General features: G+C 33.5%; 9 protein-coding genes. 6 read left to right on the top strand and 3 right to left on the bottom strand.

The features are described from left to right. The first annotated feature begins 5 nt into the window (after positions 1 to 5). From RM538_RS07655 to RM538_RS07645, 3 genes are all read left to right on the top strand, one after another. The gene (locus RM538_RS07655) at positions 6 to 1,400 is read left to right on the top strand and encodes an MATE family efflux transporter (protein ID WP_311332824.1); all 1,395 of its coding nucleotides are present in this window, start codon (positions 6 to 8) and stop codon (positions 1,398 to 1,400) included. 154 nt (positions 1,401 to 1,554) lie between these two features. After that, positions 1,555 to 2,082: an inorganic diphosphatase gene (locus RM538_RS07650; protein WP_311332823.1), complete on the top strand. Its 528-nt coding sequence runs from the start codon at positions 1,555 to 1,557 to the stop codon at positions 2,080 to 2,082. A 127-nt stretch (positions 2,083 to 2,209) separates the two neighbouring features. After that, a complete protein-coding gene (locus RM538_RS07645; RefSeq protein WP_311332822.1) occupies positions 2,210 to 4,705 on the top strand; it encodes a sodium-translocating pyrophosphatase in 2,496 nt (831 codons plus the stop codon). A 40-nt stretch (positions 4,706 to 4,745) separates the two neighbouring features. On the opposite strand, the gene ppk1 is transcribed toward RM538_RS07645, so the two are convergent. The 3 genes from ppk1 to RM538_RS07630 form a co-directional block, all read right to left on the bottom strand. Further along, complete coding sequence (ppk1, locus tag RM538_RS07640) at positions 4,746 to 6,785, bottom strand: polyphosphate kinase 1 (RefSeq protein ID WP_311332821.1); 2,040 nt, start codon at positions 6,783 to 6,785, stop codon at positions 4,746 to 4,748. A 65-nt stretch (positions 6,786 to 6,850) separates the two neighbouring features. Further along, positions 6,851 to 7,471 (bottom strand): deoxynucleoside kinase, encoded by a 621-nt coding sequence (locus tag RM538_RS07635; RefSeq protein WP_311332820.1) that lies wholly within the window; start codon positions 7,469 to 7,471, stop codon positions 6,851 to 6,853. A gap of 5 nt (positions 7,472 to 7,476) precedes the next feature. Next, on the bottom strand, positions 7,477 to 8,253 hold the full coding sequence (locus tag RM538_RS07630; RefSeq protein WP_311332819.1) for a hypothetical protein: 777 nt from the start codon (positions 8,251 to 8,253) through the stop codon (positions 7,477 to 7,479). An 83-nt stretch (positions 8,254 to 8,336) separates the two neighbouring features. Here RM538_RS07630 and RM538_RS07625 point away from each other — a divergent pair, with 83 nt between their 5' ends. The 3 genes from RM538_RS07625 to RM538_RS07615 all read left to right on the top strand — a co-directional run bounded on the left by RM538_RS07625 (position 8,337) and on the right by RM538_RS07615 (position 12,920). Then, complete coding sequence (locus tag RM538_RS07625; protein WP_311332818.1) at positions 8,337 to 9,164, top strand: GLPGLI family protein; 828 nt, start codon at positions 8,337 to 8,339, stop codon at positions 9,162 to 9,164. 92 nt (positions 9,165 to 9,256) lie between these two features. After that, entirely contained in the window at positions 9,257 to 10,162 is a 906-nt protein-coding gene (locus RM538_RS07620; protein ID WP_311332817.1) for a GLPGLI family protein, read from the top strand. Between the two features lie 31 nt (positions 10,163 to 10,193). Further along, positions 10,194 to 12,920: a TonB-dependent receptor gene (locus RM538_RS07615; RefSeq protein WP_311332816.1), complete on the top strand. Its 2,727-nt coding sequence runs from the start codon at positions 10,194 to 10,196 to the stop codon at positions 12,918 to 12,920. Positions 12,921 to 12,964: the final 44 nt, after the last annotated feature.

The following is a 12,964-nucleotide window of genomic DNA, read 5'->3' as shown; positions in this document are numbered from 1 at the left end:
CGATAATGACTTCATTAAAAAAAATATTCAGTTTAACTAAGCAAGCGCTTTCAGGTGAACAAATAGACCTTACCAAAGGCAGCATAAAAAGGGCAATTTTTCTACTATCTGTACCTATGATTTTAGAAATGTGTATGGAGTCCATCTTTGCCTTGGTAGACATAGCTTATGTTTCTCAAGTAAGTACCAATGCCGTTGCTACCATTGGTCTTACAGAATCTGTAATAACATTAGTATATGCAGTTGCAGTAGGTTTGAGTATGGCAGGTACGGCTATTGTGGCAAGGCGTATTGGTGAGAAAGATAAAAATGGTGCTAACAAAGCAGCCGTACAAGTAATATTTCTTGGCGTATTGGTTGCTGCAATAGTAAGTGTGATTGGAATCTTATTTCCAAAAGAAATTTTAGGACTTATGGGAGGTGAACAATCTCTAATTGATGAGGGTTATAGATATACTCAAATTCTTTTTGGGGGGAACATCACTATTGTATTATTATTTTTAATAAACGCGGTTTTTAGAGGAGCAGGAAATGCTTCTATGGCAATGTGGGCATTGCTTTTATCTAATGGTCTTAATATTATTTTAGATCCCATTTTTATTTTTGGTTGGGGTCCCGTTCCAGAATATGGAGTGGCAGGAGCAGCCATTGCAACTACCATAGGTAGAGGGACAGCTGTATTATTTCAACTATTCATTCTTTTTTATGGTGCTACTCGTATCAAACTAGCTTTAAAAGACTTAGTGCTAGATGCTAAGGTTATGCTTAATATGATTAAGGTTTCCTTAGGTGGAATAGGGCAATTTCTAATTGGAACTTCTAGCTGGATTTTTTTAATGAGAATTATGAGTGAATTTGGTAGTGAAGTACTAGCTGGTTATACTATTTCTATACGTATTATGATGTTTACTTTATTACCTGCTTGGGGAATGAGCAATGCAGCAGCTACGTTGGTAGGTCAAAATTTAGGTGCGAAACAGCCAGATAGAGCAGAAAAATCTGTTTGGATTACAAGTAAATATAATGCATGGTTTATGGCAATTGTATCTATTGCTTATTTACTCTTCGCAACAACTATAGTAGGGTGGTTTAGTAATGCACCAGATGTGGTGTATTACGGGGCAATTAGTTTGCAAATTGTGACTGCTGGTTACGTTTTTTATGCCTACGGGATGACAGTTACCAATGCTTTTAACGGTGCAGGAGATACCAAAACACCTACGATTATTAACTTTTTCTGCTTTTGGCTATTTCAATTGCCTTTTGCATACCTAGCTGCTATTGCCTTTGATTGGGGGCCTAAAGGTGTTTTTTGGGCAATTGCAATTGCCGAAGTTGCTATCGCTATTATTGCAATACTTTGGTTTAAAAAAGGAACTTGGAAAAAGGTTAAGGTTTAATGGTTTCTTAGGGAGCTTTCAGTTAGGGGTACTAAAAAAGATATCTCCTAAATGAATCTATAACTTAGTTTTAAAATAGTTAGTTATAAAGTTATATTTTCTTGCCTATACTCAAGTGGATAAGTATCTTTGCACCCCTTTTCAAAAGAATAAAATGACAGTAAGCAAAACAAAAACAATAGACGTTTTAATAGAAATCCCTAAAGGGAGCAGAAACAAATACGAATACGATTTTAAACTAAAGAAAATTAGATTTGATCGTATGTTGTTTTCTTCTATGATGTATCCAGGAGATTATGGGTTTATTCCAGAAACTTTAGCACTTGATGGTGATCCACTAGATGTATTGGTAATGGGAACAGAGCCTACATTTCCAATGTGCGTGATGGAGGTCAAACCTATTGGTGTATTCCATATGGCAGATGAAAAAGGACCTGATGAAAAATTAGTATGCGTACCAGTAAGTGACCCAATCTGGAATAGCTATCAGGATATTGAAGACCTAAATCCTCATAGAAAAAAGGAAATTACACACTTTTTCCAAGTGTATAAAGATTTAGAAAAAAAGAGAGTAGATGTAGGAGGATGGGGCAACGCTGCCGAAGCCTATGATATACTTAATAAATGTATTGAACGTTACGATACAAGTAAGCATAAAAGTAGAGGAGAGTTTAGTATTTAACTTAGACTTATAGACCATACTATTTTAGCCCTTTTTTATATTGTAAAGAGGGCTTTTCTTTTATACCTTATTTTACTACTTTTGCCCAGCTATTTTTTAGCATTTCATTAACAATCAATACAAAAATATGGAACAAAACATTATTTATGTACCAATCGCATTAGCAGTCCTTGGATTGTTATTTATGCTTATTAAAATGAGTTGGGTAAAAAAGCAAAGCGCAGGAAATGAGCGTATGCAATCTATCTCAAAAAGTATTAAAGAAGGAGCTTTAGCATTTTTATCTGCTGAATACAGACTCCTTGTAATTTTCGCAATTATTGCTTCAGGACTTTTATTCTTAGTATCTACTATGGTAGAATCTACGAGTTGGATGATTGTTCCTGCATTTATTTTTGGGGCTATCTTTTCGGCTCTAGCAGGAAATATTGGGATGCGTATTGCTACCGAAGCAAATGCTAGAACCGCAGAAGCCGCAAAAACATCCTTACCACAAGCCTTAAAAGTATCTTTTGGTGGTGGTACAGTAATGGGACTTGGAGTTGCTGGATTAGCAGTTTTAGGCCTTAGTTTATTTTTCTTATTCTTCATGGGACAATTCATGGGTCAAGAAGGTTCTTTTTATGATAACATGACAATTGTACTTGAAGCCTTAGCTGGATTCTCTTTAGGAGCAGAGTCTATTGCTTTATTTGCACGTGTAGGTGGAGGTATTTATACAAAGGCAGCAGATGTTGGTGCAGATTTAGTAGGTAAAGTAGAGGCAGGTATTCCAGAAGATGACCCTCGTAATCCTGCAACAATCGCAGATAACGTAGGTGATAATGTTGGAGATGTAGCAGGTATGGGAGCCGATTTATTTGGTTCTTACGTTGCAACTGTTCTAGCAGCAATGGTATTAGGGAACTATGTGATTAGAGATATGTCTGTAGGAGCACAGTTTACAGATGCTTTTAATAATATGGGACCTATCTTATTACCACTAGTAATTGCTGGTGTTGGAATATTAGCTTCTATTATTGGAACATTTTTAGTAAGTATTAAAAATAATGATGCAAAAGAATCTAAGGTGCAAGCTGCATTAGATAGAGGTAATTGGGCTGCAATTATAATAACATTAATTGCAAGTTATTTCTTAATAGATTGGATGCTTCCGGCAACCATGGAGATGAAGTTTTTTGGAGAAGGTGTTGTTGAGGTAGCTTCTATCAATGTATTTTGGTCAGCATGTATCGGTTTAGCTGTAGGAGCTTTAATTTCTATGGTAACTGCTTACTATACTTCTTTAGGTAAGAAACCAGTAATGGACATTGTTGAGAATTCTTCAACTGGAGCCGCAACAAATATTATTGCTGGATTATCTGTAGGGATGTATTCTACATTTGCCTCTGTAATTTTATTTGCAGCAGCTATTTATGGTTCTTATGAGCTAGCAGGATTTTATGGAGTTGCACTAGCCGCTTCTGCTATGATGGCAACTACTGCAATGCAGTTAGCGATAGATGCTTTTGGACCAATTGCAGATAACGCAGGTGGTGTAGCAGAAATGAGTGAATTAGAACCTCATGTTCGTGAGCGTACAGATATTTTAGATTCAGTAGGAAATACAACTGCAGCAGTTGGTAAAGGATTTGCTATTGCTTCTGCAGCATTAACAGCATTGGCTTTATTTGCTGCCTATGTAACTTTTACTGGAATTGATGGTATAAACATTTTCCGTGCAGATGTACTAGCAATGTTATTTGTAGGAGGTATGATTCCTGTTGTATTCTCTGCCATGGCTATGAAATCTGTGGGTAAAGCAGCTATGGAGATGGTACAGGAAGTACGTCGCCAGTTTAAAGAGATTCCTGGTATTATGGAAGGGACGGGAACTCCAGAATATGCAAAATGTGTAGATATCTCTACAAAAGCGGCATTAAAAGAAATGTTATTACCTGGTTTACTTACCATTATTACTCCAATTGTTATTGGATTATTATTTGGAGCTGAACCACTAGGAGGTTACATGGCTGGTGTATGTGTAAGTGGTGTAATGTGGGCTATTTTCCAGAACAACGCTGGTGGAGCTTGGGATAACGCTAAGAAATCTTTTGAAGCAGGTGTAATGATTAATGGAGAAATGACTTACAAGGGAAGTGATGCTCATAAAGCTGCCGTAACAGGTGATACTGTGGGTGATCCATTTAAAGATACTTCTGGACCTTCAATGAATATCTTAATAAAACTAACATGTCTTGTAGGTCTTGTAATTGCTCCAATACTTGGTGGGCATACTGGAAGCCATGACGAAGCAATGAATACTTCTGAAGAGATGTACTTTATTGACGAAGATGGTAACAAAACATTATTAACAGACAAACAAGCAAAACAAGTTGTAGAAGCAGACATGTCTGAAGTTTCAAAAGAAATTAAAGTAGAAATGTCTTCTGAAGGGGATGAAAGTATTGCTGCTGTAACTATTGAAACTACAGTTGATGGTGAAACAACTACCGAAGAAAAAGAATTTAGAGGAACTGAAGCTGAAGTAAAAGCACAAGTAGATGCTCTAAAAGATATGGAAGCAAAAAGTGCTTCAAAGAAAGTGGTGAAAGAGGTTATTGAAGAAGTAGAGGAAAATTAAACTTTTTTACTAGATTAAAATTTAAAAATCCTGAGTATAACTACTCAGGATTTTTTGTCTTAAAGTAGTTGTAGGTTTCTATTTGAGACTGTATATTCTCACCATTTTTTGCAACATATTTATTGCTTTGCTCCGCATCAATAATTCTAGCTTTCACAGTATCATTAATTTGAAGTTCAATAAGATCCTTAATTGTTTTTTTGTGATCTTCGTCAAGAACAGGAGCTATAACTTCTATACGATGACTTAGGTTTCGGGTCATCCAATCTGCAGACCCAATGTAAATTTTTTCTTCACCTCCATTTTCAAAAATATAAATACGTCCATGTTCTAGATATCTGTCTAGAATACTTGTGATATAGATATTTTCGCTTTGGTTTTTTATACCAGGTACTAAACAACAAATACCTCTTATAAGTAAGCGTATTTCTACACCCGCATTACTTGCTTTGTACAGTAGCCTAATCATTTCTTTATCTTGGAGGCTATTCATTTTTAAAGTAATCTTAGCCTTCTTACCTTCATTTGCCTGTAAGATTTCAGTTTGAATCATTTCAGAAAAACGAAAACGAGAAGTAAAAGGCGAAACTAATACACGTTTGTTTTTGGGAACAATAGTTTTTCCTTGTAAAACCAAAAAGACATTATTTATTTCTTTTGTTATTTTCTTTTTAGTGGTTAAGAGCCCAAAATCTGTGTAAAGTTTTGCCGTTTTTTCATTAAAATTTCCAGTACCTATATATGCAAACCCAACTTTACTATTATCAATTTTTCTTTCAATGTACATTATCTTAGAGTGTACTTTTATATCTGGATAACTGTAGATTACTGTGGCTCCATTTTCTTTAAACTTTGCTCCCCAGTATAAATTGTTTTCTTCATCAAATCGTGCTTTTGCTTCTATAAAAACAATTACTTTTTTACCATTTTTTGCAGCTGTAACTATAGCATCGTTTAATCTAGATTTTTTTGCAGCCCTGTAAATAGTAATTTTAATTGTACTTACAAGTGAATCTACTGCTGCTTCTTCTAATAACTTTATTACTGGTTCAAAACTTTGATACGGAAAATGTAGCAACTGGTCTTTTTCTCTAACAGTTTCAAAAACAGACTTGTTACTTAATAGTAATGGATGAGAGAGAGGAGGAAGTGGTTCTTGCTCTAATTTTTTAAGTGTTGGATTTGGAAATCTAAAAAAGTCTTTAAAATTGTGATAGATACCACCTAATATAGTATCTGTTTCATTAATATCAAGTGCTTTATAAACTAGCTCTATTAAAGATTTTGGAGTTGTCTTATCCATCAACACTCGTGTAGCTTGCCCGGTATTTCTTTTAGGTAATGCTTCTTTTATTTTTTGCATCAAGTTACCCGATATTTCATCTTCTATGTATAATTCTGCATCTTTAGAGAGCTTAATTGCATAAAAAGAAAGGTCTCTTTCTAATTGAGGAGTTTGCTTTAAGGTGTATTTTAATATATCATCAATAAATGTGATGTGATGTTTTTCAGATTGTTTTGGGAATACAAAAAACCTACCTACACTTTCAGGAATTTTTACAAAAGCAATTTTGTTTTTAGCTGTCTGGCTTATTAAGTATAGGCTTTCGTTTTCAATAGAAATAGTGTTGTTTTCTGAAACATTATATACTTGAATTTCTAATATTTCTTTTAGTACATCTTCATAATAATTTTGAGCGGCTAATTTTTGGGTACTGTTAAACTTAGTGTGGTTTATCAAGAAAATATTTTCTTTGGCTAATTCCAAAATAATTTCAGAAGTAAAAATTTCACCAAATTCTTCTTGCTGAATATCAACCTGTTTCTTTATCTCTCGTAAAACTTTATTTGGTTTTGAAATTAGCTTTTTCCTAAGAGGCTTTTCAATCTTTTTTGCCTGCCTAATATCTGAAACACGCACTTTAAAAAACTCATCTAAGTTTGAAGAAAATATGGCTAAAAACTTTATGCGTTCATATAAAGGGTTTCTAGTATCTGCGGCTTCTTGCAAGACACGGTGATTAAAGCGTAGCCATGATAAATCTCTATGGTAATATTTTGAAGAATATAATTTACCCATCTGTACTTTTAGATAATTTAGTACAAAGTAAGGGTATTAATAAAAATAAGTGTGTTTTTTTATTGTTAAGGTTTAAAAAGGCCTCCAAGCTCTGCATCAATCCTATTAATAACATCTCCAAGATGTTCTGGGTTGTCAACAAAATCAAGGTCATCTACATCAAGAATAATAAGGTTGCCTTTATTATACTCATGTATCCAAGCTTCGTAGCGCTCATTTAAACGGCTTAAATAATCAATACTTATGGAGTTTTCGTAATCGCGTCCTCTCTTATGTATTTGTTTTACAAGATTAGGAATTGAGCTTCTTAGGTAAATTAACAAATCAGGACCTTCTGTTACACTTTCCATAAGATCAAAAAGAGAGCGATAATTTTCAAAATCTCTATTGGTCATTAACCCCATTGCATGGAGGTTAGGGGCAAAAATGTAAGCATCTTCGTAAATAGTGCGATCTTGAATTATATCCTTACCACTTTTTCTAATATCTAAGATTTGACGGAATCTACTATTTAAAAAATAGATTTGTAGGTTAAAAGACCAACGTGCCATCTGGTTATAGAAATCATCCAGATAGGGATTATCATCTACTTCTTCAAAATGGGCTTTCCATTTATAATGTTTTGCTAGTAAGCGAGTTAGTGTGGTTTTTCCAGAGCCTATATTTCCTGCAATAGCGACGTGCATAAATCTTACTTCTTTGGTTGGGTTAGTGTATAAGTATGTAAATTTGTACCGTCATAAATATACATGAAATCTTGGGTAAGGTGCAAGTCTTTTATAGTAATTTCGGGTAGTTTATAAGTTTTAACTTCTTCATCACTTTTTGGGACACTTACAAGTGTTTTGTCCTTGATTAAGAAAAGGACATCGTCTAGTTGTATAATAATTTCAACCCCTTCTGAGGGTTTTTCAAACAAAATACTACCATAGATATTAAATGCACGTAATTTTAAATCGGTTAATGTGTAGCAGTAATTAAAATTACTTGTAATGGCATTTAATGTTCCAGGAAATGGCTGCGAAACGGTCACTTTAGAGTTATTTCGGTAATTATATAATTCTATTTGTTGAGTGTCTATGTTAAAAATCCAAAGTCTATTGTTACCTGCATTTTTTGCATGACTAACGTTTACAAATTCTTGGAGTTCATTAAAATTAATGCGTTCAATTTCAGCTAATTTATTATCAAGAAAAACAACAATATTCAAAGATTCATAAAAAACCATCACTTTTAAAGGGTTTATAATATCTATAATGGTAGGCTGCCCAAGTTGAAAGTTTGCATAAACGAAGTCTCCATCATTTCCTTGTTTGTGGAGGGTCATATCCTTAATAAAATAAGTGTTTTTATAATTGTCTACTCCTATAAAACTATCTGCAAGGAGCTCATTTTTTTCTACAAAAGTATACTCTTGGGTATAGCCAAGTTGTGCAAATAAAAAAAGTAAAATAAAAAGCTGTTTCATAAGGTATCAAGATACAAAATCTATGCCTTTGAAACATTAATTTGTAACTTTCGTCTATAATAGTACAACCAAAATATTTTTTTATGAAAACACTAAGTATCGTTTTACTTGCATTTAGTTTATCACTTGGAAATCTTATTGCGCAAGAGATTTCCGGTATAGCAACCTATAAAACAAACCGAAAAGTAGATTTGAAAATGGATGGAGATGGCGTCACAGAAGCAATGCAGGAACAAATACAGGCACAATTACGTAAGCAATTTCAGAAAGAATATACTCTTACATTTACTAAAGATGAATCTATTTATAAAGAAGTTGAAGGGTTAAATACTCCAGACCCTTTAGCATCATCAGGTGGAATGCAAATTACTATAAGTGGTGGTAATGAAAATTTTTACCGAAATATTAAAGAAAATCGCTACGTGGATGAAACCGAAATAATGAGTAAGCCTTTTTTAGTTAAGGATACTCTAGAAAAACCAGAATGGGAACTTACTAAAGAATCTAAAAATATTGGAAACTACACTTGTTTTAAAGCTACATATTCTAGAGAAGTAGAAGAAGAAACCTTTGATAGTGCTACAGATAGTATAGTTAAAATTAAAAAGCAACGTGTTACAAATGCTTGGTATACTCTAGATATACCTTTACAGCATGGTCCAGGAAGACATTGGGGGTTACCAGGATTAATTCTTGAAGTTACAGATGGTGACATGACTATTTTATGCTCGAAAATTGTATTAAACCCAGAAAAAGAAATAGTTATAGAGGAACCGTCTAAAGGAAAGGAAGTGACACAAGAGGCCTTTAATGAAATACAAGAAAAGAAATCCCAAGAGATGATGGAACGTTTTCAAAGTGATAGTAGAAGAGGAGATGGAAATAGTTTTAAAATTAGAATAGGAGGATAAAAAATTATTTTAAACCTTTTCTCTTAAGAAGAGTCCAAATAACTTGTAACAATACTCTATAAATGTTACTAACCTCATATAAAAATTATATTATGAAGAAATTGACTCTTATTCTTACACTCTTAATTTCAATTACAACCTTCGCTCAAAACATTAGCGGTAAAGCATATTATCAATCTAAAACTACGGTTGATATGGATAATTTTGGCGGTAGAGAAATGAATGAAGAAAGAAAAAAACAAATAATGGAGCGTATGAAGAGTATGCTTGAGAAAACGTTTATTCTAACTTTTAATAATAATGAGTCCATATATAAAGAACAAGAGAAGCTAGAAACAGGTGGTGGCGGAAGAGGCTTTGGGATGATGATGAGTAGCTTCTCGGCAGGAGCACAGTATAAAAATATTGAAACCAATCAAATTCTTGAGGAGCGTGAGTTCTTTGGTAAACAGTTTCTTATTAATGATACAGTTACAAATCTAGATTGGCAAGTAGGTAAAGAGTCTAAAATGATTGGTCAGTATTTAGCAATTAAAGCTACTGCTATGAAAAAGATTGATGAGAATGATTTTAGCATGGCTAGAGCGAGACGTGGAAGAGGTGATAGAGGAAACAGAGAAGAAGACGCTAAAGATGAGGAGTCTAAAAAAGAAGTAGCAAAAGATTCTACAGAAACTAAAAACGATGACCCATTTGACCAAATTGAAATACCCAAAGAAGTTCTTGTTACAGCATGGTTTACTCCACAAATTCCAGTTGGTAATGGACCTGGAGAATACGCAGGATTGCCAGGATTAATCTTAGAGTTAAATATAGATAGAACAACCATATTATGTTCAAAAATTGTTTTAAACCCTAAAGATGCTGATAAAATTGAAGCGCCTGATAAAGGAAAAGAAGTAACAAGAGAAGAGTACAATGCCATTATCAAAGAGAAAATGGACGAAATGCGTGAAAACTTTAGAGGCCGAGGAGGTCGTGGTCGAGGAAGAGGATAAACACCTTTTTAACTATTCAACAAAACAACTAATGAAAAAAACAATACTACTAATATCATTACTGGTAGTAGGGGTAACCTCTGCTCAAAGTATAAAAGTGCAAGGGTTTGTTAAGGACAGTCTTGGGGTACCATTAGAATTAGCCAACGTAATTGCTACTGTTCAATTTTCAGGAGATATTGAATCTTACGCTATTACAAATTTTGAAGGTCGTTATCAGCTTGATGTTCCAAAAGGAGAGAGCTATGTTCTTAAGGCAAGTTTTCTCGGATATCAGCCACAAGATAAAACGATTACTGTACCAGAAAATGGAGAAGACTTAACTATTAATTTTGTTTTAAATCCATTGGCAGATCAACTTGATGGAGTTGAAATTGTCTATGAAATGCCAGTAACGGTAAAGGGTGATACTATTACTTACAATGCAGACTCCTTTAAAACAGGAGAGGAACGAAAATTGGGTGATGTAATGAAGAACCTACCAGGTGTTGAGGTGAATGACGATGGAGAGATTCAAGTAGAGGGAAAAACGGTCTCTAAAGTAATGGTAGAAGGAAAAGACTTTTTTGATGGAGATTCTAAATTGGCTACTAAAAACATTCCTGCAGATGCCGTAGATAAAGTAGAAGTACTGCGTAACTATAATGAAGTTGGACAGTTACGTAGTGTTCAAAACAATCAAGATAATGTTGCCATTAATATTAAACTAAAAGAAGGGAAAAAGAATTTTTGGTTTGGAGAAGTAACTGCTGGAGGAGGATTGTTAGGAGATGATGAAGCTGGCTACTTAGCACACCCTAAACTATTTTATTACAGTCCTGAGTATAGCATTAATTTAATTACCGATTTTAATAATATAGGGGAGGTGCCTTTTACCTTTAGAGACTATTTCAATTTTACAGGAGGTTTTAGAAATTTTAATAGAGGAGGAGGAACCAATTTTTCTATTCAGGAGAGCGACTTAGGTTTTGCAGTAGCACAAAATAATAGAGCTAATGAGATTGAAACTAAATTCTTGGCAGGTAATTTTAGCTGGGCAGTTAATAAAACGTTAGACTTAAGTGGTTTCTCAATACTTTCAGATAATAAAACAAATATTGTCACTAATTCTATAAGACAATATATCGCTTCAGGTAGTACAGAGATTACTTCTAGTGACACAGACCAGCGCAACCAACTTGGTATGTTAAAACTAAGTGGTGTTTATAAACCTAATAGCAACTTTCAATTAGATTATGATGTTCTAACCAAAGTTTCAAAACAAACAGAGGATGCAGGTCGTCTCTCTCAGTTTGATGAAGTAAATAATAACATTACTGAAGAAAAAGAGAACAAACCTTTTTCTATTAATCAAAATGTAAATGCTTACTACACTTTAAATGACAAGAACATTTTTGCAGGACAAGTTCAGCATTTGTATCAGGAAGAAGATCCATTTTACAATGCTGTTTTAGATGTATTGCCTTTTGCTGGAATTTTACCAATTGATGAAAATCAAAATAGATTTGACATCAATCAAAATAAAAATATTGAAACCAATAAAATTGATGCTAAGATTGATTACTACTATGTGTTAAATAACATAAGTAATTTAAATTTTACAGTTGGGACTACCTATAGTAATCAAAAGTTTAACTCAAATATCTTTCAATTATTAGATAATGGGAGTCAAGTTGACTTTAACGAAACCCCTCCTAACGAGGGGGAAACACTTCCATTAGTAAATGATGTTAGGTATCAATTTACCGATGCATTTTTTGGACTACACTACAAGGTAAAAACGGGACAGTTTATATTTACTCCTGGATTAACACTACATAATTACACATTAAAAGATGAGCAATTGGGTAGTACTACATCTCAAAACGATTGGCTGCTTACGCCAGACTTAAATATCATTTGGAATATTAAAAAGAGCGAAAGTTTGCGTTTTAATTATGCACTATCTGCACAATACACAGATGTAAACAATTATGCTGAAGCATTCGTGTTTAATAATTATAACAGATTATTTAGAGGAAATAGAAACTTGGAGAATGCCTTATCTCATACTTATAATTTGTCTTATTTCAGTTTTAATTTATTTAATTATACCAATATAGGTGGTTCTTTAAATTACACTAGAAGAATTAACGGTATTAAAGGGAACAATCAAATTATTGCAATTAACCAAACGAGTTCTGTTTTTAATATAGACAGTAATTTTCCTGATGAGACTTTTAGTGCTTCGGGTAGGTTTAGTAAAAGAATTAAAAAAATTGAGTTTAGCGGAAGCGGAAGTTTAAATTTAAGCATGTCTAACAACATATTTAATAATGAAATTAGAGAGAGCCAAAGTCTTACACAAAACTACAGAGCTAGTATTAGGTCTTCTTTTAGAGATTGGCCAAACTTTGAAGTTGGATACAGATATACTGTAAACCAATACGATAATGGTGGAATAGAACAGACCTTTTTTACCAATAGGCCATTTGCAAATGTGGATATTAGGTTCTTAAAAGACTTTACTTTTGATGCTGAATGGGATTACTACAATTATACAGATAAGAACAACACGATAGACAATACCTACTCGTTTGTAAATGCAAATTTATACTACCAAAAGGGAGAAAGTAAGTGGGAGTTTCAGTTACAAGCAAGCAATATTTTAAACACAGAGTTTACAAATAACGATAGCTTTAATGATCAATTCAATACAACATCTCAATATTTTGTATTGCCAAGAATATTAATGTTTATAGTTAGATACGAATTGTAATAAACTGTTTTTCAGTAATTAATATTAAAATACGGCAACTGCCG

This window comes from Patiriisocius hiemis, assembly GCF_031846325.1.
Classification (GTDB): domain Bacteria; phylum Bacteroidota; class Bacteroidia; order Flavobacteriales; family Flavobacteriaceae; genus Patiriisocius_A; species Patiriisocius_A hiemis.
Note: the sequence above shows the minus strand (reverse complement) of the source record. Positions and strands in the feature narration are given on the sequence as shown.

Coding starts and splice junctions, on each gene's coding strand:
- RM538_RS07655 (WP_311332824.1), top strand. CDS start 6: ATGACTTCATTAAAAAAAATATTCAGTTTAACTAAGCAAGCGCTTTCA.
- RM538_RS07650 (WP_311332823.1), top strand. CDS start 1,555: ATGACAGTAAGCAAAACAAAAACAATAGACGTTTTAATAGAAATCCCT.
- RM538_RS07645 (WP_311332822.1), top strand. CDS start 2,210: ATGGAACAAAACATTATTTATGTACCAATCGCATTAGCAGTCCTTGGA.
- ppk1 (WP_311332821.1), bottom strand. CDS start 6,785: ATGGGTAAATTATATTCTTCAAAATATTACCATAGAGATTTATCATGG.
- RM538_RS07635 (WP_311332820.1), bottom strand. CDS start 7,471: ATGCACGTCGCTATTGCAGGAAATATAGGCTCTGGAAAAACCACACTA.
- RM538_RS07630 (WP_311332819.1), bottom strand. CDS start 8,253: ATGAAACAGCTTTTTATTTTACTTTTTTTATTTGCACAACTTGGCTAT.
- RM538_RS07625 (WP_311332818.1), top strand. CDS start 8,337: ATGAAAACACTAAGTATCGTTTTACTTGCATTTAGTTTATCACTTGGA.
- RM538_RS07620 (WP_311332817.1), top strand. CDS start 9,257: ATGAAGAAATTGACTCTTATTCTTACACTCTTAATTTCAATTACAACC.
- RM538_RS07615 (WP_311332816.1), top strand. CDS start 10,194: ATGAAAAAAACAATACTACTAATATCATTACTGGTAGTAGGGGTAACC.